This window comes from Sinorhizobium meliloti, from assembly GCF_017876815.1.
In the GTDB taxonomy this organism is placed as follows: domain Bacteria; phylum Pseudomonadota; class Alphaproteobacteria; order Rhizobiales; family Rhizobiaceae; genus Sinorhizobium; species Sinorhizobium meliloti.
Genome location: NZ_JAGIOS010000002.1, coordinates 1173531 through 1195487, shown reverse-complemented (window position 1 = coordinate 1195487; position 21957 = coordinate 1173531). Strand labels below are relative to the sequence as shown.

Annotated in this window: 18 protein-coding genes and 2 pseudogenes; 11 read left to right on the top strand and 9 right to left on the bottom strand. The window is 63.0% G+C overall.

Translation table 11 applies throughout. The features are described 5' to 3' along the window. The first annotated feature begins 287 nt into the window (after positions 1 to 287). The 3 genes from JOH52_RS24520 to JOH52_RS24510 all read left to right on the top strand — a co-directional run bounded on the left by JOH52_RS24520 (position 288) and on the right by JOH52_RS24510 (position 2459). The gene (locus tag JOH52_RS24520; protein WP_014530730.1) at positions 288 to 1577 is read left to right on the top strand and encodes an SDR family oxidoreductase; all 1290 of its coding nucleotides are present in this window, start codon (positions 288 to 290) and stop codon (positions 1575 to 1577) included. Then, positions 1577 to 2050, top strand: coding sequence for a DUF2269 family protein (locus JOH52_RS24515; RefSeq protein WP_015008545.1), 474 nt, complete (start codon positions 1577 to 1579; stop codon positions 2048 to 2050). Before JOH52_RS24520 ends, JOH52_RS24515 begins: the two co-directional genes overlap by 1 nt. Before the next feature lie 181 nt (positions 2051 to 2231). Next, positions 2232 to 2459 carry a hypothetical protein gene (locus JOH52_RS24510; RefSeq protein WP_014530732.1) on the top strand — a complete coding sequence of 76 codons (228 nt, stop codon included), beginning with the start codon at positions 2232 to 2234 and terminating at the stop codon, positions 2457 to 2459. A gap of 33 nt (positions 2460 to 2492) precedes the next feature. Here the strand turns inward: JOH52_RS24510 and JOH52_RS24505 are convergent. The 3 genes and pseudogenes from JOH52_RS24505 to JOH52_RS24495 all read right to left on the bottom strand — a co-directional run bounded on the left by JOH52_RS24505 (position 2493) and on the right by JOH52_RS24495 (position 6626). Continuing rightward, positions 2493 to 4738: pseudogene (locus JOH52_RS24505) on the bottom strand (xanthine dehydrogenase family protein molybdopterin-binding subunit). Then, complete coding sequence (locus JOH52_RS24500; RefSeq protein WP_014530734.1) at positions 4738 to 5235, bottom strand: (2Fe-2S)-binding protein; 498 nt, start codon at positions 5233 to 5235, stop codon at positions 4738 to 4740. The pseudogene JOH52_RS24505 and the gene JOH52_RS24500 overlap by 1 nt, the downstream one beginning before the upstream one ends. A gap of 2 nt (positions 5236 to 5237) precedes the next feature. Next, complete coding sequence (locus JOH52_RS24495; protein WP_014530735.1) at positions 5238 to 6626, bottom strand: c-type cytochrome; 1389 nt, start codon at positions 6624 to 6626, stop codon at positions 5238 to 5240. A gap of 143 nt (positions 6627 to 6769) precedes the next feature. Between JOH52_RS24495 and JOH52_RS24490 the strand changes: the two genes are divergently transcribed. Together JOH52_RS24490 and JOH52_RS24485 are read left to right on the top strand one after the other, a co-directional pair. Further along, positions 6770 to 6943 (top strand): hypothetical protein, encoded by a 174-nt coding sequence (locus tag JOH52_RS24490; RefSeq protein ID WP_014530736.1) that lies wholly within the window; start codon positions 6770 to 6772, stop codon positions 6941 to 6943. 26 nt (positions 6944 to 6969) lie between these two features. Then, positions 6970 to 7233 carry a hypothetical protein gene (locus JOH52_RS24485; protein WP_010975274.1) on the top strand — a complete coding sequence of 88 codons (264 nt, stop codon included), beginning with the start codon at positions 6970 to 6972 and terminating at the stop codon, positions 7231 to 7233. Between the two features lie 9 nt (positions 7234 to 7242). Here JOH52_RS24485 and JOH52_RS24480 read toward each other — a convergent pair. Both JOH52_RS24480 and JOH52_RS24475 read right to left on the bottom strand, forming a co-directional pair. Beyond that, a pseudogene (locus tag JOH52_RS24480) lies at positions 7243 to 7832 on the bottom strand (alpha-ketoglutarate-dependent dioxygenase AlkB). A gap of 83 nt (positions 7833 to 7915) precedes the next feature. After that, a complete protein-coding gene (locus JOH52_RS24475; RefSeq protein ID WP_014530738.1) occupies positions 7916 to 8578 on the bottom strand; it encodes a metallophosphoesterase family protein in 663 nt (220 codons plus the stop codon). On the opposite strand from JOH52_RS24475, the gene JOH52_RS24470 reads away from it, so the two are divergent. The 3 genes from JOH52_RS24470 to JOH52_RS24460 are packed head-to-tail and all read left to right on the top strand — an operon-like array spanning position 8577 to position 12416. Further along, positions 8577 to 9143, top strand: coding sequence for a (2Fe-2S)-binding protein (locus tag JOH52_RS24470; RefSeq protein ID WP_014527493.1), 567 nt, complete (start codon positions 8577 to 8579; stop codon positions 9141 to 9143). The two genes, JOH52_RS24475 and JOH52_RS24470, sit on opposite strands and share 2 nt — an antisense overlap. Then, positions 9140 to 10123 (top strand): FAD binding domain-containing protein, encoded by a 984-nt coding sequence (locus JOH52_RS24465; RefSeq protein ID WP_014530739.1) that lies wholly within the window; start codon positions 9140 to 9142, stop codon positions 10121 to 10123. Before JOH52_RS24470 ends, JOH52_RS24465 begins: the two co-directional genes overlap by 4 nt. 1 nt (position 10124) lies before the next feature. Further along, positions 10125 to 12416 (top strand): xanthine dehydrogenase family protein molybdopterin-binding subunit, encoded by a 2292-nt coding sequence (locus JOH52_RS24460; RefSeq protein WP_014530740.1) that lies wholly within the window; start codon positions 10125 to 10127, stop codon positions 12414 to 12416. A gap of 39 nt (positions 12417 to 12455) precedes the next feature. On the opposite strand, the gene JOH52_RS24455 is transcribed toward JOH52_RS24460, so the two are convergent. Continuing rightward, positions 12456 to 13784, bottom strand: a complete 1329-nt coding sequence (locus JOH52_RS24455; RefSeq protein WP_014530741.1) for a four-carbon acid sugar kinase family protein — start codon at positions 13782 to 13784, stop codon at positions 12456 to 12458. A 23-nt stretch (positions 13785 to 13807) separates the two neighbouring features. Further along, on the bottom strand, positions 13808 to 15064 hold the full coding sequence (gene oiaX / locus JOH52_RS24450) for a 3-oxo-isoapionate-4-phosphate decarboxylase OiaX (protein ID WP_010975267.1): 1257 nt from the start codon (positions 15062 to 15064) through the stop codon (positions 13808 to 13810). A 138-nt stretch (positions 15065 to 15202) separates the two neighbouring features. On the opposite strand from oiaX, the gene JOH52_RS24445 reads away from it, so the two are divergent. Further along, positions 15203 to 15916, top strand: coding sequence for a transcriptional regulator NanR (locus JOH52_RS24445; RefSeq protein WP_014527496.1), 714 nt, complete (start codon positions 15203 to 15205; stop codon positions 15914 to 15916). A gap of 35 nt (positions 15917 to 15951) precedes the next feature. On the opposite strand, the gene JOH52_RS24440 is transcribed toward JOH52_RS24445, so the two are convergent. Next, positions 15952 to 17946, bottom strand: coding sequence for a glycosyltransferase (locus JOH52_RS24440; protein WP_014527497.1), 1995 nt, complete (start codon positions 17944 to 17946; stop codon positions 15952 to 15954). Continuing rightward, entirely contained in the window at positions 17928 to 19160 is a 1233-nt protein-coding gene (locus tag JOH52_RS24435) for an HlyD family secretion protein (RefSeq protein WP_010975264.1), read from the bottom strand. Before JOH52_RS24435 ends, JOH52_RS24440 begins: the two co-directional genes overlap by 19 nt. A gap of 435 nt (positions 19161 to 19595) precedes the next feature. Between JOH52_RS24435 and JOH52_RS24430 the strand changes: the two genes are divergently transcribed. After that, complete coding sequence (locus JOH52_RS24430) at positions 19596 to 20639, top strand: sensor domain-containing diguanylate cyclase (RefSeq protein ID WP_014527499.1); 1044 nt, start codon at positions 19596 to 19598, stop codon at positions 20637 to 20639. Next, positions 20636 to 21616, top strand: coding sequence for an NADPH:quinone reductase (locus JOH52_RS24425; protein ID WP_014530742.1), 981 nt, complete (start codon positions 20636 to 20638; stop codon positions 21614 to 21616). The genes JOH52_RS24430 and JOH52_RS24425 overlap by 4 nt, the downstream gene beginning before the upstream one ends. The last annotated feature ends 341 nt before the right edge of the window (positions 21617 to 21957 follow it).

Here is a 21957-nt window from a genome sequence, read left to right as displayed (position 1 = left end):
TCCACTGCGTCTTTCCTTGAATCCCGACTGATTCGAAGACAAAAACAGCAGCAAATCAAAGTGCTATAGCCGCCTTTTCACATCCAGCACCGCCTCGATCCAAATAGAGTAGAGCCGGCGATTGTCGAGAGCCCTCGCGGAGAGGGTCTTAAGACTCTTTCAGCGGGAGAGTGCCGCATAAAAAACGGAGGTCAAGTCAAAAGGAACATCTTCCTTGCCGCAGTTGTTTGGCGTCGGACGTAGGGCGAGTGCGAATGGCGGCCCGTCCGGAAAGATTGTGAGGACGAATGACGAGAGTACTTGTGGTCGGCGCCTCCGGCCTGATCGGCTCGGCCGTGTGCGCAGGGCTCCATGGCCGTGGAAGCGAGATCGTCCGCGTGGTCCGGCCCGGCTCGGCACCAAGCTCCCACACGGCCGGCAAAGCCCTAGAACTCGACCTTCGGTCCGTCGGCCCTGAAGACTGGCTGCCGCATCTCTCAGGCATCGACGCCGTAGTAAACTGCGCGGGAACGCTCCAGGACGGTCCGGGGGAGGATACGACGGCAGTCCATGCCCGCGGTCCCGCCTCGCTCTTCAAGGCCTGCGAGCAGGCGGGCGTGCGCCGCGTCATCCACTTCTCGGCAATGGGGGTCGACAGGGCCCAGCCCTCGCCCTTTTCGCGCACCAAGCTTCAGGGCGACGAAGCGCTAATGGCATGCGATCTCGACTGGGTCATCCTGCGCCCCTCCGTCGTGCTCGGCCCTGGAGCCTACGGCGCAAGCGCGCTTTTCAGGGGCCTCGCCGCACTGCCCTGGCTGCCGGTCATGCCGAATACCGGATTGCTTCAGGTCGTGCGCCTCGAGGACGTGGTGCGCACGGTCGAGATGTTCGTCAACCCGAATGCTCCTTCGCGGCTCACTCTCGAGGTTGCGGGACCTGAGGCCCTGTCGTTCAAGGACGTGGTGGGCACCTACAGGCGCTGGTTCGGATGGCCCGCTGCTCGCGTCGTAAACATGCCAACCCCGCTCGCGAATCTCACCTACAAGCTCAGCGACATCGCCGGGGCTCTGGGCTGGCGACCGCCGACCCGCAGCACCGCGCAAAAAGAGATCGGGCGCGGCGCCGTCGGCGACAACAGGGCATGGGTTGAGAAAACCGGGATAGAACCGATGGCGCTCGCAGACGCGCTGGCGAGAACGCCGGTTTCAGTCCAGGAGCGCTGGTTCGCCAAGCTCTATCTGCTCAAGCCCGTCATCTTCGTCGTCCTCCCGCTCTTCTGGATCACGACGGGCGTCATCTCGCTCACATCGGGGTATGAAATCGGCGTTGATCTGATGGAACGGGGAGGCGCCGGCGTTCTTGCGGGGCCGAGCGTCATCGCCGGAGCCCTCGCCGACATCCTGATCGGTATGGCAATCGCGGTTCGCCGCACAAGCCGCATCGGCCTTTATGGCGCGGTCGGCCTCTCGCTTTTCTATGCGATCGCCGGCACGGCCCTGCTCCCGGAATTGTGGAACGAGCCGCTTGGACCGCTTCTGAAGATCTGGCCCATCCTGGTGCTGCATCTCGCTGCCCTTGCTATCCTGGAGGAGCGTTGATGCTGTACTTCGTTCTGAAGTTCCTGCACATCATCGGCGCCTCCGTCCTCCTCGGCACGGGCGCCGGGATCGCATTCTTCATGCTCCTGGCGCATCGGACCGGCCGCACGGAAACGGTTGCGGCCGTGGCCCGCATCGTCGTCATCGCCGATTTTCTTTTCACCGCCACCGCCGTGGTGTTGCAGCCCGTCACGGGGATCGCCCTTGCATGGAACGTCGGCTATTCACTCGCGGAAGGATGGATCCTGCTTTCGCTTCTCCTCTACGTGGTCACAGGCGCATTCTGGCTGCCGGTCGTGTGGATGCAGATGGAAATGCGCCGGCTCGCCGAAACGGCAAGCAAGGCCGGCGAGCCGCTGCCGAAGCGTTATCATCAACTCTTCCGCCTGTGGTTCGCCTTCGGCTTCCCGGCCTTCGGCGCCGTCCTCGCGATCTTCTGGCTCATGATCACGCGGCCGATACTCGAATGGTAAACTCGAAGGCGGGTTGACCCGATTTGAATCGGAGCCCCCCGCGGTTCTCCCACCGATTGGAGAATGTGATTTCGACCGGCAAAGAGCGGGTCAATGACGGGATCATCCTTCACTATTCCACCTTGAGAATGCCGACCTCTTGCTTAATGATGCGTGATGATTGATGCGCGATGAGGCGAACATGAGAACGACCTTGGCTATTGACGACGATGTCCTGATCGCCGCAAAGGCAATGGCGACCCAACAGCAGCGGAGCGTCGGCGAGGTAATTTCCGAACTGGCGAGGCGTTCTCTGCGCCGGCCGCGCAGCGGCGGCGAGCGTAATGGAATTCCTCTCCTGTCGCCTCGTCCGGACGCACCGCCCGTGACGCTCGAGATCGTCAACGCCCTGCGTGACGAACGGGCGTGACTTTCCTGCTCGCCGTGGTGAGGACCTGCCGCTTCACGCGCGCCCGACGGCGCTTCGTATCCGATCCCTGGTAAAAGGCAGATCGTAAAGGCGCTTGCCGGTCGCATCCCTGATCGCGTTGGCGACGGCTGCGGCGGCCGGGCCCTGGGCCGCTTCCCCGGTGCCGAGGAAAGGTTCCCCGGGACGCTCGACGATATGGACCTCCACGCTTTCCGGGACACTTGCGAAGCGCAGGATCGGATAGCTCGACCAATCGGTGCTGGTGATCCTGGTCCGGTCGAAGGCCACGGCCTCATAGAGCGTCCAGCTGATCGACTGCAAAATTCCGCCTTCGGTCTGATTGCGGATACCGTCCGGGTTGACGATCTCGCCGCTGTCGATGGCGGAAACGGCGCGGATCACATGAACACGGCCCGTTTCGGGCTCGACATCCACCTCCATCGCCACCGCCAGATAGGCGGCAAGGTTCTTGTAGCGGGCGAAGCCGAAGCCGCGTCCGCGGTTGCGGGGCATCTGCGCCTTGTCCCAGCCGAACCGCTCCGCGGCCAGCTCGATCACGGCACGGGCTCGCGGGTCCTCCATGTGGCGTAGCCGGAATTCGACCGGATCTGCTTCGGCGATCAGCGCCAGCTCATCGATCGTGCTTTCGATGGCGAAGACATTGGCATAGGCCCCAAGCGCGCGAAGCGCCGATACGCGAAGCGGCATGTCGGCCAGGAAATGCCAGAGCACGCGCTTGTTCGGGATCACATAGAGCGGATCGGCATTTCGGTCGCCGTTGCCCGACGGGCTGATATTGAGCTTGGCAGGCTTCGGCTGAAAGGCTTCGGCCTTGTGGCGCGCCGCGAGGAGCGCACCGGCGCCGCCCGGGCGGGTGGAGTGGGTATTGCTCCAGAGGTCATAGGCCCAGCTGGCGATCCTGCCCTGATCGTCCAGTGCGGCGCTGATCTTCATGAGCATTGCAGGACCATAGGGCTCCCAGCTGTGCTCCTGCTCCCGCATCCACTGGACCCGGATCGGCTTGCCCCGCAGCTTGCTGGCGATGAGGGCCGCATCCGCAGCCGCGTCATCGGCTCCATTGTGGCCGTAACAGCCCGACCCTTCCATATGGATGACGTGAACCTTGTCCTCCGGCATGGCCAGCATCTCGGCGATCGCCGCCCGATCGGGAAAGACACCCTGCGTGTGCGACCACACGTCCAGTGACCCGTCCGCCTTCATCTGCGCGACGGCGCAGGACGGACCGATCGAGCCGTGGATCTGATAGGGCCGGCTAATCTAAACGTCGCCTCGAATATCTTGCCATCAGACGAAAGCATGCCGGCCTCGGCGACCGTCCCCACCTCGCTCTCGAGCCTCTGCAGTTCCGCCGGCAGGTCGGTCTGGTCGGGGAGCGTCTCGCTTTCCTGCCACTGCGCGGCCGCCGCCAGCGTCCGCATGGCGTTCACCGCCTGGAACTCTTTCGAGGCCACCACCGCCAGGAAATTGCCGTCGCGCACGACCGAGACGACGCCCGGCAGCGCCTCGGCGGCGCTCGCATCCACCTCCGCAAGCCTGGCAGCGGAGCTCGGCGGGCGTACGACGCGCGCATGCAGCATGCCTTTCAGGCGAAGATCATGAACATAGGCCGGCTGGCCCGTCACCTTACCCGGGATGTCGACGCGCGGCAGTGTTTTGCCGATCACGCGGAAAGTACCAGGCGGCTTCAAGGCCGATTGCGGTTGAGCTTCCACGTGCAGCATCTGTCCGGAAACGAGCTCGCCGTAGGTCGCCAGCCGTCCGTCTTTTGCCAGCACCGCCTTGTTTTCCGCCTTGAGTTCCGTCGCCGCCATGCCGAAGCGCCTGGCAGCTTCGGCGAGAAGCAGGGCCCGCACCTGGGCTGCAGCGTTCCTGATGGCGGTACCGCTGTTTTGCATCGACTGGCTGCCGGCCGTGAACCCTTCATTGGGGGTTCGGCCGGTGTCGGCCGTTATCAGCCGGATCTCCGCGGGGTCGACTTCGAGCTCCTCGGCGGCAACCTGCAACAGGGCCGTTCGAATGCCCTGCCCGAGTTCCGCCTTGCCGGTGAAGACCGTGACCGAATTGTCGGGATCGATGCGGATCCATGAATCGAGGAAGCGCTCGTCGTCAAGGCTGCCCGGCAGGGACACTGGCGGAGCCGGCGGCATTGCCGGCGGAAGCTCCTGGGCAAATGAGCGGCCGAGCGAGAAACCGACGACAAGCCCGCCGGCACCTGCGATGACGCTGCGGCGGGTGATTTCTTCCTGAAGAATGCCCATCAGCCGGCCCTCCCCTGGTCAGTGGCAGGCAACGAGGCGGCCTGCATCAGTTCGCCGGCGCGCCGGATCGCCGCGAGAATCCGCATATGGGTGCCGCAACGACAAAGATTGGTCGCCAGCGCCTCGCGGATTTCCTCTTCGCTCGGCTGCGCGTTACGGCGCAAAAGCGCATGCGCGCTCATCATCATGCCCGGAATGCAATAGCCGCATTGCGCCGCCTGCAGCTCGATGAACGCCTCCTGCAGCGGCCCCGGCTCGTCGATCGTTCCCAGGCCCTCGATGGTGGTGACCTCCCGCCCTTCCAGCAGCATGATCGGTACCATGCAGGAAAGCACCGCCTCGCCATCGACGACGACGGTGCAGGAGCCGCACTGCCCAAGTCCGCAGCCGTATTTGGCCCCGTTGAGCGCCAGCTCGTCGCGCAGCACGTAAAGCAGCGGCGTCGTGGGGTCTGCGTCGATCTGATGCGGGCTGCCGTTGACCGTCAGCGATATCATCTTCAATCCTCCTCGGCGCCGACATGGTGCGGCGCCCTTTCAATGCCGTCAGAGGGCCGGACTGCCACCTTGTAGGTCCCGGAACGGGTTCTGGCCGTCTGCTCGACGAGCCCCGCCCAGGGTGGCTCCTCAGAGAACCGCTCGCGCATGTAGGCAAGGAGATCGGCCACCTGGTGATCGTTGAGCAGATGCCGGAAAGCCGGCATCACTGCGCTCGCTTCTCCATCGGCCGGCGGAAGGCCGAACAGCACCACGTTGACGATGTTTTGCGGGTCCGGCGCATTGACGGCGGTGCTGAGTTCGAAATTCAGCCCCCCGAAGGGCTGGCGCCGCCCGCCCTCGTGACAGCTTGCGCAGGCGGCAAGATAGATCGCCTCGCCAGGCTGGCTGCCTGACGCACTGACCGGTGAACGCTGGCTATCCGCCGTCTGCTCCGGGCGTTGCCCTTCAAAAGCCTCGCGCAACTGCGCCGCCCTTTGCTCGCGTTCCGGCGTCGGGGCGCCCATGATCGATCTGACATAGGTGGCGATCGCCGCGATATCGCTGTCCGGCAGGAAGGCGAGATTGCCGGTCACCTCGGCCATGGGTCCGCGCGAAACGCCGTGGAATTCGTGCCAGCCATTGCGAAGATAGAAGGCGAGATCCTGCTCGTCCCAGGGGATCGGCGCCTTCGACTCCGTGTTGATCGCATAGGCCTGCCAGCCTTCCGCTTCGCCGCCGCCGAAGTGCCGGTCGCGGTCTTCGGCGCCGAATGGATTGCGGGGCGTATGGCACGCGCCACAGTGGCCGAGGCCCTCGGCAAGATAGCGCCCGCGGTTCCAGGCATCGCTCTGGCCGGGATCCGGCTCCCGCTCGCCGCTGTCGAGGAAAAGGAGCTTCCAGCCGGCAAGCAGAGGCCGGAACTTCAGGGGAAACGGAAGGTCGTTTTCCGGCGCCTCGGCTTTCACCGCAACACGCGTCATGAGGAAAGCGTAGAGGGCGCGATTGTCGTCTGCCGATACACGCGTGAAGTGCTCATAGGGAAACGCCGGATAGAGATGGCTTCCCTCCCGGTCGACACCTTCCCTCATGGCGCGCTCGAATGCCGCCTCGCTCCAGCCGCCGATGCCTGTTTCGCGATCAGGGGTGATGTTGGTGGAGTAGATCGTGCCGAAGGGGGTGGGCAATGCAAGGCCGCCGGCAAATGCCGGTCTCCCAGGCACGGTGTGGCAGGCGATGCAATTGCCGAGCGCCGCCAGTTGGGCCCCCTTGGCGACCAACTCCGCTGCAAAGCGCGCCTCTGCGGCCGTGGTGTCTTCGGGGATCTCCGAACGCCACGCGAATAAAAAGAAAGCAGCGGCAGCCACAAGGATGACTGCCGCGATGCCGATCGCCACCCTCAAAGCTCGCATCGGGAATCTCCGCCGATGGCGGGAAACGCCGCAATTGCCGATGTGTTCCGAGCGGCTTTGATGTTTGCGCGACGTAAACGCTACCCCGGAACAGATGCGCGCGCCTGTGGTTACACAGCCAGCCAATCAGAGGAGTTCCGAAAATGACCAAGACCAATGTCGAGCAGGCCCAGAAGGACGCACGAAAACAGGCCGAGAACACGAGCGGCGGCGGCCATCTGGGGGGCACCTATTACGGCCAGGAGCCGGATGCCAAGATAGCGACGACGGTGAAAAAGAAAGGCGACAAGGCCAGGCCCAACGATGGCCGGAATTAGCTTTGCCGCGACCCAGGGAGGTCTCGATGCCCGTCTATCAGCGGCTTCCGGTAAGGCCCGTGCCGGGCGCCATGGTCGTGAAACTCTACCACTCCGGCGATGCGGTGCGGGGATATGTGCGAAAGGTCACCGACCCCTCCGAGGATGACGTCATCTTTCCCGGAGAAGAAATGGAGGCTGAGTCGGCCTTCAGACTGGCGGCGAGCCACAGCGAAGGCTCGATCCCGATCTATGTCGAGCTCGTCGAGGACGTCGAATGGGATCCGTCCTGGGGCACGTTGACCGGCTGATCGACAGATTCACGCACGGCCGCCGGCGCCAATCCCTGAACGCAGCTCCCGGAAGGTGACCGAATAGCGCAGGCGCTCTACGGGCGGGATGGAATGCTCCCATTCGGATCTCGCGGCGCCGGAGAGGAGATATGCCGAGCCCGGCTCGAGAATGACCGAGGTCCGCTCCCATCTGCCGGCCCGCTTTCGGCGCAGCCTGAATGTGCAGGAAGTGAGCAGCGATATCCCGACGACATCGCCGAACACAGCCTTGTCCCTGTGCCAACCGATCGGGGCCCCGACGTCGTATTCGGTGACCAGTGCCTGCTGGAGTCCCTCCGCCGGCAGTCCGGCAAAGTCGGCCGCCAGTTGCCGGAGCGGCAGAAGCAGCGGGGGGATGGCATCGATCCTCCGGACCGTTTCGGTGTCGAAGTCGTACTTCCAGCCGAATGAAACCACCCGTCTCTTGCCCTCGTAGCCGTGAAAGTCGAAAGGCTTGAAGGGAAGTTCCGGCAGTGCCTCCAGAAGTGCCTCCTGGAGCTTCCGCGGAACGATACCCGCTTGGTAGCGGAAGCCCTCAGGCAGATTGCCGGGCGGGTTCCGAATAGGTCTCCTTGCATTGAAGCACCTCGTATTCGACGCAGGCCCTCACATCGAACAGCTATCGAGCCCGCACGTTCCCGCAGCGTAAAGCAGAAATGTTCTACCGCGCGGATTGGGGGAGAATATCAACCAGGCTGACCGGACGCAGGCCTCTCGCATCCACCCCCACATCGAACTGCCGTGGCATCGGCTTCAACCTGCCGTGGGAATGGCCGTGCAGGTTGATCGACTTCTTCCCCATCTGGTTCCAGGTCCGGAACGGATAATGGCAAAGGACGAGCAGCCGCCCATCCACCATCAGCTCCGCATAATGCTGCACGCTGTGCCAGCCGCCCGCCCCGGTCGTGTCGTTCGGATCGTTGTTGCCCACGATCAGATGCTTGCGGCCGTTCAGCCGGGACAGAATATCTTCGGCAAGCCCGTTTCTCTTTGCCGCGAAGTCGCCAAGGTGCCAGACCTCGTCCTGCGGCGAGACGGTTTCGTTCCAATTGGCGATCAGGGCGGCATCATGCTCGGCCATGTTGGAAAATGGACGGCGGTCGATGCGAAGCACACGCGGGTCGCCGAAATGCGTGTCGCCCGTGAAATAGATCATCTCGCCAATCGCTGTCCCTGCCCGGCCGCGGTCGTGCCGCATGCGAATAATCTTCGGAACATTCATCCGATTGCCGGGTTCTGGCAACCCCTGCCGCCGCGCGCGACTGACCTGCGCCGCTCCGGGCGCAAGATGCGGCGGCCGATGCAAATCGAGAGGGTGCGCCATGCCATCTCCCGACCGAACGCCGAAGGCGGCACCCATCCCGCCTGCCGGCTCAGCGCTGATCCTGCTGAAGATCAACGGCGTCGACCATTCGCTTTCGATCGACCCGCGCACGTCTCTGCTGGACGTTCTGCGTGAACATTTGAGCCTTACCGGGCCCAAGAAGGGATGCAACCAGGGCGCCTGCGGGGCCTGCACGGTTCTGGTGGACGGCCAGCGCGTCCTGTCCTGCCTGTCGCTGGCGGTTCAGCTCGAAGGCCGGGAGATCACCACGATCGAAGGCATTGCCAGCGGCGAGCTTCACCGGCTTCAGGTCGCATTCATAGAGCATGACGGTTTCCAATGCGGATATTGCACGCCCGGGCAGATCTGTTCGGCGATCGGAATGTTCCAAGAGTTTCAGAACGGCTTGCCGAGCGCCGTGACCGGGGATATGGCCGCGGCCAGGATCGAGTTCTCGGACGCTGAGATCAAGGAACGCATGAGCGGCAATCTCTGCCGTTGCGGGGCTTATGTCGGCATCTGCGAGGCGATCCACAGCGCATTTGACCGCGAGGTGGCGAAATGAAGAGCTTCGCCTATGCGAGAGCAGCAGATCTGGAAGCCGCGGTGAAGCTCCTCTCCAAGACGCCGAATGCGAAGCTCCTCGGCGGCGGCACGAACCTCGTCGATCTGATGCGCGAGAACATCGAACAGCCGGACGCGCTGGTCGATGTGACCGGGCTGCCCCTGGACCGGATCGAGGAGCGGCCGGACGGCGGCCTTGTTATCGGTGCTACGGTGAGGAACACGGCGGTCGCCGGCCATCCGGTGGTGCGGGACCGCTATCCGCTTCTAGCCCAGGCGATCGTGTTCGGGGCATCGGGCCAGATCCGCAACATGGCGACCGTTGCGGGCAACCTCATGCAACGGACGCGTTGCCTCTATTTCTACGACCACGCCGCGCGCTGCAACAAGCGTGCACCGGGAGCGGGATGCGATGCGATCGGGGGCTTCAATCGCATGCACGCGATCCTCGGAGCCTCGGACAGCTGCATCGCCACGCATCCGTCCGATATGTGCGTCGCCCTGGCGGCTCTCGATGCGAAGGTGAACGTCATCGGGCCCGGCGGCGCGCGTACGATTGCCTTCGAGGAGTTCCACCGTTTGCCTGAGGATACACCCGATATGGAGACCGACCTGCAGCCCGGCGAACTCATAACCGGCATCGAGATCCCGCCGCTCGGCTTTGCCAGGCGCTCGCTCTACAGGAAGGTCCGGGACCGCGCGAGCTATGCTTTTGCCCTGGTCAGCGTGGCTGCCGCTCTGGAGGTCGACAGCGGCAAGGTCAGGAACGTCCGCCTGGCACTCGGCGGCGTAGCGCACAAGCCGTGGCGGGCTACCGAAGCCGAGCGCGTTCTGGCGGGAGCGAACGCTGGCGCGGAGAGCTTCAGACAGGCGGCGGAAGCCGAACTCGCGCCGGCAAGAGGCCTCGCCCATAACGAGTTCAAAATCGAGTTGGCGAAGCGCACGATCGTCGGCGTGTTGGGCGAGTTGGCCGGAGGGTAAGATGAGCGTCCTGCAGAAGCTTATGGAAACCGTCGTCCAGTTCATGCCCGACAAGGCGCCGGACCCGCTCCTCCACAAACATGGTTACCTCGGCACGCCCGTCAGCCGCGTCGACGGGCAACGGAAGGTGAAAGGTGAAGCGCGCTTCGCCGCGGAATTCGAGATCGAAAATCTGGCCTATGCCGTTCCCGTCTGCAGCACGATCGCCAAGGGGCGGATTACCACGATCGACGCCTCCGATGCCGAGAGGAGCCCAGGCGTAATAGCCACCGTCACCGCCCAAAACGCACCGAAGATGAAACGGCCGCCGCTGATGGATGTAAGGCACATGGACAAGGGCTTCGCGGCCAGTGACCTCGCTGTCCTGCAGGACGGCGAGATCAGTTGGGATGGGCAGCCCGTCGCGGTTGTCGTTGCCGAAACGCTGGAACAGGCGGAGCATGCGGCTTCGCTCGTGCGCGTCGAATATGTTGAGAAAACAGCGCGCGTCTCATTCGAGGATCTCAAGGCGGAAGCGACCGTGCCGTCCGCCGTCATGGGCGAAGATCCGGAACTCGCGATCGGCAACCCTGAGAAGGCTTTCGCGGCGGCGGCATTCAAGGTCGACAACGTCTATCGGACACCGCACTACAACCACAACGCCATAGAGCCGCATGCGGCGATCGCCGCCTGGGACGAAGACGGCAGGCTGACGGTTTTCGACTCGACCCAATTCGTAAACGGCTGCAAGCATGCACTCGCCGGCATATTCGGCCTCAACGCGGAGAACGTTCGCGTCATCGCGCCTTTCGTCGGCGGCGGCTTCGGCGGCAAGGCCGCCTTGTGGAACCACACCGCGCTTTGTGCGGCGGCGGCCAAAGTAGCCAATCGCCCCGTGAAGATGGCGCTCTCGCGCGAAGAGGTTTTCCGCCTCATCGGCGGCCGCACGCCTTCGGAACAGCGCGTTGCGCTCGGCGCCGACGAGGATGGAAAATTCGCCGCGATCATTCACACCGGGGTGACCGCGACGACGACCCACGCCAAGTTTCCCGAACAATTTTCATTGACCCCGCGGCATCTCTACGCCTCGCGGACAATGTCCGTCGGTCAGAAGGTCGTCAATCTCGATACCGTCGCCAACACATGGATGCGTGCGCCGGGGGAATCGATCGGCACTTTCGCTTTGGAATCGGCCATCGACGAACTCGCCTACGAGATGAAGATCGATCCGGTCGAACTTCGCCGCTTGAACGAGCCCGAAAAAGATCCGACGAAGGGCACGGAATTTTCGAGCCGTCATCTCGTCGAGGCCTTTCGGCGCGGCGCGGAAAAGTTCGGCTGGAGCGGGCGGCCGGCCGAACCGTGTTCGCAGCGCGATGGAAAGTGGCTGATCGGGCAAGGCGTCGCGACGGCCTATTACCCAGTCTTCCGCTTTCCCGCCGCAGTTCGCCTTCGCATTTCCGCCGATGGCAGTGCAGTCGTGCAAGCGGCGGCGAACGAAATGGGCATGGGAACGGCAACGGTGCAGATTCAGCACGCAGCCGACCGTCTCGGCCTGCCACTTGAGATGGTTTCATTCCGCTACGGAGACTCCGACCTGCCGGATTCGCCAATCATCGCCGGCGGCTCTAGCCAGACCGGCAGCATTGCCGCAGCGGTGCAGGTGGCCGTCGAAAAGGCCCATCGCGAACTCGTCAAACTCGCGGGTAACGGCTCGCCGTTGGCGGGCGCGAACGTAGAGATCGAGGCGCGTGACGGCGGGCTCTTCGTGTCCGGCGAGGAAAGCAGGGGCGAAACCTACGCCTCGATCCTGAAGCGCGCCGGCCGTGACTTCATTGAAGTGGAAGAGACTTCGGGAATGCCATTCGAGGTGATGAAGTACTCCATGGCCTCCTACGGCGCGCAATTCTGCGAAGCTCGCGTCAATCATGAATCGGGCGAAGTGCGGATCTCGCGCTGGCTCGGCTCCTTCGATTGCGGCCGGATCCTCAATCCGAAAACGGCCGTCAGCCAGCTTCGCGGCGGGATCGTCATGGGGATCGGCATGGCTCTCGCCGAGGAAACCCTGCTCGACACGCGCCGCGGGCGGATCATGAATCCGTCACTGGCCGAATATCATGTCCCGGTGCATCTCGACGTGCCGCATATCGAGATCATCTACAACGACATTCCCGACGAGCATACGCCTCTCGGCGCACACGGGGTCGGTGAAATCGGCATAACGGGCGCGGCGGCGGCAATTGCGAATGCCATCTTTCACGCGACTGGAAAACGCATTCGCGATCTGCCGATAACGCTCGACAAGCTGCTATGAGAGTGGTTTCAGAGCTACGCACTCTTGCTCGGAAGCGCCTTAGGCCCGTCCATCCCGGATCATCGAAAAATAGTCGTCGAGGCCGACCTGACCGCCCTTGAGAGCGACCTCCATGCCGTCCACCCTGGGATCGGCGCTATGCGCGGTGCAGAGGGGGGAGCCGGGCGACTGCGGAAGCGGCAGCCGCAATGTAAGCGCGTCGAAAGAGAGCTGGCCAAGGGCGTGGCTCGACGTATCTCCCCCGGCGACGACAGCGCGGCGGAGCCCGGCGCGCGTCACCAGCTCTCTCAGGAGCGATCCGAGCCGTTCACCGATCCGGTGGCGCGAGCCATCCTCAACAGGAATGGCATCGCCCCGATCGGCAGAGGGGCCGAGCGCGGTGTAGAGAAGAACGCTCCGGCCCTTCTCCAGAGAGGCCAGCCCGCGCGCGACGGCATCCTCGAGTGCCGAGCCGGCATCCGTCGCCGCGAGTGCGACTGCATCGAGCGCGATCCCGTCGAAACCGTTCTGGATCGCATGACGGATTTGCCGCTCCGTCGTCGGAGAGACGCTGCCGGAAACCACCGCGATCCGGTCGACCGGTCCAGGCGGCGCGAATGCCGGCGCTTCGCCGATCAGGCCAAGGCGACGCCATTCGCGAACGAGTGCATATTCAATGCCGGACGAGCCGCAGACGAATTGCCCTTCGGCCGTTCGCGTCCGCCAGAGCTGCCGCCCGACGACGGCTTGGCTCCCCTCATCCGCGACATCGAGAAGGACGAGTTGGTGATCCGCGAGAGCCCTGTCGGCGAACGCGTCCACGTCCGGCGACGCGAGTTGCACGAGATCTACAAGAGCCGCGCTGAGCGATGTCTGACGCGAAAGGTGAAGGCGGATATCCGCCTCGTTCATGGGGGTTACCGGATGCCTGCTCATCACCGGATGGCGATCGATGCGATAGGTTTCGCCGCGAAAGGCGGCGAAGAGATTGCCGAAGGCGGTGTAGCGACGGATCTGCGGTGCGCCGATGACGAGCGGTACCGGTGCGGCGCCGAAGACATCCCGTCCGATCTCGATCGCCTTGCCTATGTTGCCGACACCGGGGCTCGAATCGAAGGTCGAGCAGACCTTGTAATGGGCGATCTCCGCCTTCAGCGCCTTCAGCCACAGAAAGGCCGGCGGAAGGTTTTCCGCCATCCAGCCCGGCGTCTGGCTGCGGCTGGTGCCCGCGAGCCCAAAGGCGCGGCAACGGGCGAAGCGCTCGAAGAGCGAAGGCTCGGGCACCTTGAGAAACAACGCGGTTTCGACGCCCTGGGAGGAGAGTGCCTCCATCACGTCGGTCGAGCCGGTCAGATCGTCGCCGTAGTAGCTGAGCAGGGGAATGTGCATCGGGACCTCCGGTCGCGTTGAAGTCAGGCGCCCTTGCCGTCGGCGAATTTTTCGAGCGATTGCGCCAGTTCGGGGTGATCCCTGGCATAATCCGCCAGCGGGATCCCGGCGACTGCCGCCTCCCAGGCCTGACGTACGGCCCTGACGCCGGCGCCGGGTCCGCCCGGATGGCTGACGATGCCGCCGCCGCAGAGATAGAGCAGATCGGTCGTGTGCCCGGTCCGTGCATAGGTCTCGGGCGCCTGTCCGCCCCATTGGCCCGACCCCACGACCGGCAGCGGACAATCGTCCTTGGTAAAGAGCGGCGTGCTCACCGCCTCGAAGGACTTCACGAAGCTCTCGTCAGGCTCCCAGTATTTGACGCGGATGCCGTTGATCTGGAACTGATCCACCCCGAGGAGCCGCCAGAACTGCTGCCAGACCGAAAACTCCATTCCCAAACCGCCATGGCGCGTGAGGATGTCCCAGCCGTTGCGATGGGCGTGGAGCACGAGGCCGGAGCGCTTGCGCAGGAAGGCGACGCCGCCCATTCCGACGGAATTGATGTTGACGACCGCCGCATTGCCGCCGGCCGCGACCACCAGATCGTGGTTTCGCATCATCTCGTCGGGATCGGTATGGGATATGCCGAAGGCATACATGACCTTCTTGCCGGTCTTCTGCTCGTGGTCGAGGATTCTCGGCATGATGGCTGCTATCCGCGCACTCAGCGGCGAATAGGCCGGGCTCATCAACTTCTCGTCGTCCTTGATGAAATCCACCCCGGAGGAAAGCAGCTCGCCGACGAGTACGGCGGTTTCCTCTGGCCGCAAACCCAGCGCCGGCTTGACGATCGTGCCGATGATCGGGCGGCCTTCGACACCGGTCAGGCGCCGGCTGCCGACGACACCGAACTGCGGACCCGGATGCGCAGCCGCGAACTCCGGCGGCAGCTTCATATCCACGATGCGGATGCCGGTCATTCCCTTGATGGAATAGACGCCGCCGATCGCAATGGTCATCAAGGCGGAAAGATCCGTTCCCACCGCATCGAGCGGGAAGGCAATCTCCGCATCGGCGCGGTTGAAGCGCGTGGCGCTTCCCGCCTCGTCCGGCCATGAGGCCCGATCGGCGGGTTCGAGGTGGCGGATAGCCAGTACGCGCGCGGCCACCCGCGCCTTCAGCTCTTCGGTTTCGCCCGGAACCGGCACGAACGTTCCGGTCGACTGGTCGCTTGCGATCTTCTTCGCCAGGAATTCGACATCTCCCGGGGTCTCGATGCGGTAGGTGATGCGTAGCACGGGCAGCGCTCTTTACATTGGATTCAGTAGCGTCTTTCGCGCAACTGGTATAATGAGTATCTGAGTTAGGCAAGAGAAATCTCGCCTGCCGGAAGAATCCTGCCTATAGAGAATGAGCCGCAAGCTGCTGGAGTTCACATGGTCATGCAATCCGAGCCAATTATCCGCAGGAAACTCTCCGACGAGGTATTTGCGCGGCTGAAGGCGTTGATCGAAACCGGCGAGCTGCAACCGGGAGACGAGATGCCTTCCGAGCGGATGCTGATGGAGCGCTTCCAGGTGGGACGCCCGGCCATTCGCGAGGCGATGCAGGCGCTTGCCAATATGGGTCTGATCGAGATTTCGCATGGCGAGCGTGCCAAGGTGCTGCAGCCGACGGCGCGGTCGCTGCTTCGGCAGGTGGATGCCGCCGCCAAGATCATGCTTGCGGCCTCCTCGGATTCGCTGGAACACCTGAAGAGCGCGCGCATCTTCTTCGAACGCGGAATGGCACGGGAGGCGGCAAGCCGAGCCGATGCCGGCGATATCGCGGCGCTGGAGGAAATCTTGAAGCGGCAGCAGGCGGCACTCGAGGATTCCGATGCCTTCATCGCCGCGGACATGGCGTTCCACACCCGCATTGCGCAGATTTCCGGCAATCCGATATACACCGCCGTCAGCGAGGCGATGCTCGGCTGGCTCAAAGAGTATCATACGGAAATGCTGATCTGGACCGGCCGGGAGAACGTAACCCTCACGGAACACGAGGAAATCATAGATTGTATCCGCAGTGGCAATCCGGACGAAGCCGAGCAGGCGATGATCAGACACCTCGAGCGCTCCCGCACGCTCTATGCCCCGAAGGGCAGGTAGACCGGAGGCATCCCGCCCAACCTGCAGACCGCTGATCAGGCGGTTCGCGTGCGACCGAAAGCGCGCAATAGCAAATTTACGGAAACGGCGATCTTGTCGATATCGGGAACGTCCCGGGAATAGCGCCCGGTGTAGAGCTTGATGATCATCTTGTCCCGCTCGAATCCACGCAGGTCATAGTGAAGATGAAGGTAGTAACGCTGCTTGTCGCCGGTGCGCGTGATGTCCCCGCGCCGCTGTGTCACCTGCTTCAGATCCGCTTCGAGCGGCGCGAAGCCTTCGATGTTCAGCCTCACCTTGGTCGATTTGAACCGCGTTTCCGTCGAAACCGCCACCACCGCCTTGTCCAGTGAGAGGCTCACGAGCCGGCCTTCGACACCGTCCAGATCCACCGGCTCGTCGAGCTTGAACGCCTGCAGCAGGCGCCGCGGCTTCTCGAAGCAGATAAGCGAGGCGATGATCAGCACCACGATGTTGATGCCCGACCAAAGCGCCGCGATCGCCGAGAACGACCCCTCTACCCGCGCCGTCTCCGGAACGATGTTGATCAGGAGTCCCAAAGCCGTAACCACGATGAAGCCGGCGATCCAGGTGAAGGTATAGGCGTCGAAGACGTTTGCCTCGTTGCTGCTGCCCTTCGGGGTCACCTTGAAGGGCTTGCCGAAGGGCCTGACGAGGCTCGACAGGACGGTTGGCAGCATGCGGAAGGTCGAGAAGGTACCGACGGCGGTGGAGACCAGCGGAAGGTAGCGCGTCGGCGTGAGCCAGAACATCAGCAGGAAATAGGCCGCCAGCAGGGGAACCTGGTTCGAGACGTAGTCGGCGACATCCGTGAAGTAGAGCGGCAGGGCGCCGAACCACAGATAGACGATAGGAATGAGAAGCACGATGAAACGGACCAGATATTGCACGAGCCACGACATCGGCAGGAACATGACGCGCTGAAAGAGCGAGAGGCCGGGCCCGCGCAAGGGGCCGTTGTGCAGGTAGAGCGTCTGGATACCGCCTTGGCACCAGCGCTCGCGCTGGACGAAATAGCCGGTGAGATTCTCGGCCGCCAGCCCCATCGAAAGCCGCTCGTTGAGATAGCGCGTCTTGAACCCCCTGTTGAGCATCGACAGCGTCGTCAGTAGATCCTCGGTGATCGACTCGGTTGGAAAACCGCCGATGGCGTCTACCGCCTTGCGCCTTGCGATCGAACAGGAGCCGCAGCAGAAGCTCACGTCCCAGCCGTCGCGGCTCGGCGCGATCTCGTCGAAAAACAGGCGCTGCTCATCGGGCCATAGGTTCTCCAGTCCGAGATTGGACTGGATCGGATCGACGTTGAAGAAGTGCTGCGGTGTCTGCACGATGCCGATCGTGTCGTCCATGAAGAAGGGCAAGGTGCGCCGGAGGAAACTGCGATAGGGTACGAAATCGGCATCGAAGACGGCGATGAAATCGCCTGAACTGACGCGCAAACCGTTGTTCATGTTGCCGGCCTTGGCATGCGCGTTGTCGCTGCGCGTCACATGGATCGCACCGCGCCCCTCGCAGAAGGTCCTGAGCCAGTCGCGCCGGCCGTCGTCGAGCACATAGACATTCAGCTTGTCCTTGGGATGGTCGAGCGCAAGCGCCCCGACGATCGTGCGTTCGAGAACGTCGAGAGGCTCGTTATAGGTCGGGATGAAGACGTCGACCGTGGGGAGCTCCCGTTCATCGCGCTCAAAAAACTGCCGCTCGAGCCGATTCCCCTCGGCGCTGCGGTCGACGTAGCGGCTCATCAGGATGAGGAAGAGAACGACCTCCGAAAAGGCGAGGAACTCGACGATGAACACGAACCAGACCCAATAGAAATTGGGGCCGTCGTTCGGATAGGGAAGCACGGTTTCTGTGAAGCGCCAGAGCATGTAACGCAGCGCGATTGCAGCGACGAACGCGCAGGTAACGGCGCGCGACCAGCTCCTGTGGCGCGACCAGTTGAACGGGCCGAGGAGAAAAAAGGCGATGACGATTAAGGTCGGCGCCAGCGCTAGAAGAGACTGAACCACAAGCTTTGAACCCACTGCGCCAGGTGAAGGCTGCGCTTGGAGAAACGAACCTGCGCCGTTCGCCCAACCTGACAGAAATTCGCAAAATCGGTGTTGAGTGCCGACGGAGCGAGCGTGACGCGGATGCGGGCATTTCGCTCCTCCGTCTCCGGCTCGTTGGCCGCCAGCGAGTCCTTTTCCACGACCGCGGACGATCCCTTGACCGCCTGTACGCGGCCCCGGAACACATCGCCGCGACCGAAAAGCCGGACCTCCGCCTCGCGGCCGGGATAGATCTCGTCATAATCGACTTCAGGGACCAGAATATCGACGAACAACTCGCGGCAATCGAGGATGCGCATCATCTCGTTGTTCAGAACGACATTGGAACCGCTAATGACGTTACGGCTCCACACGACGCCATCGAAGGGCGACGGGATCGTCGCGGCTTCGAGACTTAGAACCCGCCTCTCCTCCTCGGCTATCTGCTGGTCCGTCTGTTTTGCCCGTGCCTCATTCTCCGCGATTCGCGTATTGAGATCGTGGATGCGAACGATCACCTCGTCCTGGCGCTGCCGGGAGTAAGGCACGTCGTTCTGGCCGTCGCCGACGAGGAATATCCCCTGACGCACGGCGTTGAGGCGTTGCTGCAGCAACTCCACCGTCAAATTGCTGATCTCGAGCTCGCCGCCGGCGGCCGCACCGGCGGCTTGCGCCGCCTCCACCATCTTGCGGGTGAAGATCCCCTTGGACTCCAGGTCCTGCCGCCGGACGAGGTCAACCCTTGCCACGACGTCCTGCGCGCGCGACACCTCGACCCTTTTCTGCAGGATCTGGACCTCGCGCTCCAGGCTGGCGATGGTCGCGTTCCTGAAGATGTCGAGCCGCCCGGCAAGATCATCCCGCAATCGCGCGAGTTCATCCCGCTCCCGCCGCAGCGCCGCGACGCGCTCGACGGCGGTTCGATGATCGGTGCGCAGCGACGCCAGGATCGCCCTGTTGACCCGCTGGTTACGGATCGTCGCGAGCGTTTCACCCTCTGCCACCGGCGTTCCGATTCGAGGCGCCGGTTTCTCGATCTCGCCGTCGATCGGCGCATTTATGACGGCAAGGCGTGCGTTTACCGTCCCATCCAGGCTGCTGTAGCCAGTCAATCCGGGCAGCAGGACGGCAATTGCAAGCGCCAGGAGGAGGATGCCGACGGTAATACGCGTGAGCCGATGATTGAGGATCATGTCCAATTACTCACTGAGGACAGCCGGTTCGGCTGATACGCTGCCGCAACTATTCTGCGACGCTACGCCCGGACTTGAGCCGCTTCGCCGCGTTTCGTCACGATTGAATGGTATTCTGTGTTGAACAACCCTCAAATTTGCATGTTTCGGTGGTGAACTGCGCAAAACTTCGGCGGGTGAACGAGAGTCCCCGCATTACTCTAGATCACGATGCTCTTAGGTCGGGTCGACCTGAAAGCATGAACGTGATCGATTCCAAGAAGTTGAGACGCGGGATGCGGGCGGAAAACCGCACACATTTTTCCTCATCCCGCTCTAAGGTTTAAGGATAGCGCGCCGACATTTTTCTGCGATAGGTCGGAAGGCCGCTGAACTTTCCCCTGGCAAGGGACGGGTCGCCTGGATCGCCATCTTTCACGAACGAGGGAGATAGAAATGGGACAAGCCGTACGAATGCCCACGAACGAACGTCAAAGGTTGCTCGCAGTCCGTTCGCTCAATTCAATCGGCAGCGCTCCCACGCCCGAACTCGCGACCCTGGCCGAGCTTGCCAAAGGCATCTTCGACGTTTCTTACGCCGCCATCAACATCATCGACGAAGACTGGCAGCGGATCGCCGGTCAGGCGGGCTTCAGGATCGGCGAATGCTCGCGCGAGATGTCCATATGCACGCGGGTCGTCTTCGCAGACGAACTCCTCATTGTCCCGGACCTGGCGGAAGACCGTGAGCTGAAGACGAGACCATATGTGGTCGGAAGCCCGCACTTCCGCTTTTACGCCGGCACGCCCGTCTATCTCGAGAACCTGCCCGTCGGCAGCTTCTGCATCCTCGATGTCCGGCCCAGGCATCTTTCCGACGGGCAGGCGCAGAACCTGCGCCGATTTGCGGCTGTCGCCAGTGCGCTTTTGAGCTTGCAGAAGGCAAATCTCGTGATGGGGCTCGCCCATAACCAACTACAGAATGCGGCCATTACCGATCCGTTGACCGGCCTGTTCAACCGCTCGGCCCTGTCGTCGATCGTCGACGGGGCTCTCCACAACGCCATCGCCGCGGGTCAGACCTTCGGCGCTCTTTATCTCGACATGGATGGTTTCAAAGCGATCAACGACGAGCTTGGCCATCACGCCGGCGACGAGGTTTTGTACGAAGCCGCCAACCGAATTCGCTCGGTCATCAGAGCAGGCGATATCGCGATCCGCATGGGCGGCGACGAATTCGCCGTTTTCATTCCAAATCCGCCCAACGCACCGGCCCTGGCAGCGGTCTCGCAGCGGCTGGTAGCGGCCTTTCGCGAACCCTTCCAGGTCGACGGCAAGGCGGTCCTTGCACGCATCAGCATCGGCGGCGCCCTTGCCCCGCTCAACGGGCAGCGACGAGCGGAGCTGCTGAACAGCTGCGACAAGGCTCTCTACTCGGCAAAGCGTGACGGCCGCGACCGGTTCGTCATCCTCGACGCCTTACGGAGACAACGACAATGAGAGCTGCATGGTACGAGAAGAATGGCGCCGCCCGCGATGTCCTTGAGGTCGGCGGGCTTCCCGACCCGCTTCCCGGCCCAGGAGAGGTCCGCGTCCGCATACATGCGTCCGGCGTCAATCCGTCCGATGTGAAGGCGCGGGCGGGACGGCCGCTCATTGCCCCGCGAATGATCCCGCACAGTGATGGCGCAGGCATTATCGACGCCGTGGGAACGGGCGTCGCAGGCGAGCGCATCGGCGAGCGGGTATGGACCTGGAATGCCGCCTGGCGACGTTCGAACGGTACGGCTGCCGAATATGTCGTCCTTCCACAGGATCAGGCGGTTCACCTGCCCGATAACGTATCTTTCGAGGAGGGCGCCTGCCTCGGCATTCCGGCGCTGACGGCACTTCGCGCGGTGACCACGGACGGAGGCGTATTCGGAAAAACCGTGCTGGTGACCGGAGGCGCGGGCGCAGTCGGCGCTTACGCCATTCAGTTCGCGAGGCTTTATGGCGCGGCGTGTATCATCACGACCGTCAGTTCGTCGGAAAAGGCCGAAATCTGCACGAGGCTCGGAGCCGACCACACGGTCAACTACAGAACGGAAGAGGTCGTCGACCGGATAGGGGGCATTACCCACGGGCGCGGCGTCGACCGAGTCATAGAGGTGGACGCCGCCACGAATGTCGCGATGCTGCCATGCATCATAGCGCGGGACGGTCTTTGCGTGATCTACGGTTCCAGTAAGCCCGTAGTCTCATTCGAGTTCTTTCCGATGATACTCGCCGGCGCTGCGGCGCGGTTCTTCATCGTCTATGAGATGTCGCCGGAAGCGCGCACCGAGACCGTCAGCGCGCTTCAAGGGCAGCTCGCATCCGGGCTTCTCAGGCATCATATCGCCGGAACATACGCGCTGGACGACATCGCCGCGGCCCACGAGGCGGTCGAAAGCGGAAAAACCATCGGCAACGTCGTCGTTTCTCTCGGTCAGTAGGTCGCGACAGGGCCCGATGAAAACCACCGCCCCGGAGACCGGGAGGTGCGTCCGGGTCGGGGCTGACGCCCGAACCGTTCGGCTCGAACCTGAGCGCGTAGTGGAAGTGCTCCGAGAGCCTCTCGCCCGCAATTCTTAAAATTTGGCGCGTCGCGGCCGGCAATTGAGCCTGGGCGCGATATTGGCTCGTCCGCGACGATGCTAGCTTCACAGTTCAAGCCGCTGAAAGGCTTCCGATTTTTCTGTTCATGAAGCGAGCACCAATTCGGCGCGAAAAAATACCCGTCGTTCGCGCAGAACGATGTTGACAGAAAGCAGATCTATGTCCAACATATACATAC

Coding starts and splice junctions, on each gene's coding strand:
- JOH52_RS24510 (WP_014530732.1), top strand. CDS start 2,232: ATGAGAACGACCTTGGCTATTGACGACGATGTCCTGATCGCCGCAAAG.
- JOH52_RS24460 (WP_014530740.1), top strand. CDS start 10,125: ATGAGCGTCCTGCAGAAGCTTATGGAAACCGTCGTCCAGTTCATGCCC.
- JOH52_RS24435 (WP_010975264.1), bottom strand. CDS start 19,160: ATGATCCTCAATCATCGGCTCACGCGTATTACCGTCGGCATCCTCCTC.
- JOH52_RS24455 (WP_014530741.1), bottom strand. CDS start 13,784: ATGCACATTCCCCTGCTCAGCTACTACGGCGACGATCTGACCGGCTCG.
- JOH52_RS24490 (WP_014530736.1), top strand. CDS start 6,770: ATGACCAAGACCAATGTCGAGCAGGCCCAGAAGGACGCACGAAAACAG.
- JOH52_RS24445 (WP_014527496.1), top strand. CDS start 15,203: ATGGTCATGCAATCCGAGCCAATTATCCGCAGGAAACTCTCCGACGAG.
- JOH52_RS24470 (WP_014527493.1), top strand. CDS start 8,577: ATGCCATCTCCCGACCGAACGCCGAAGGCGGCACCCATCCCGCCTGCC.
- JOH52_RS24495 (WP_014530735.1), bottom strand. CDS start 6,626: ATGCGAGCTTTGAGGGTGGCGATCGGCATCGCGGCAGTCATCCTTGTG.
- JOH52_RS24430 (WP_014527499.1), top strand. CDS start 19,596: ATGGGACAAGCCGTACGAATGCCCACGAACGAACGTCAAAGGTTGCTC.
- JOH52_RS24515 (WP_015008545.1), top strand. CDS start 1,577: ATGCTGTACTTCGTTCTGAAGTTCCTGCACATCATCGGCGCCTCCGTC.
- JOH52_RS24520 (WP_014530730.1), top strand. CDS start 288: ATGACGAGAGTACTTGTGGTCGGCGCCTCCGGCCTGATCGGCTCGGCC.
- JOH52_RS24475 (WP_014530738.1), bottom strand. CDS start 8,578: ATGGCGCACCCTCTCGATTTGCATCGGCCGCCGCATCTTGCGCCCGGA.
- JOH52_RS24500 (WP_014530734.1), bottom strand. CDS start 5,235: ATGATATCGCTGACGGTCAACGGCAGCCCGCATCAGATCGACGCAGAC.
- JOH52_RS24425 (WP_014530742.1), top strand. CDS start 20,636: ATGAGAGCTGCATGGTACGAGAAGAATGGCGCCGCCCGCGATGTCCTT.
- JOH52_RS24465 (WP_014530739.1), top strand. CDS start 9,140: ATGAAGAGCTTCGCCTATGCGAGAGCAGCAGATCTGGAAGCCGCGGTG.
- JOH52_RS24485 (WP_010975274.1), top strand. CDS start 6,970: ATGCCCGTCTATCAGCGGCTTCCGGTAAGGCCCGTGCCGGGCGCCATG.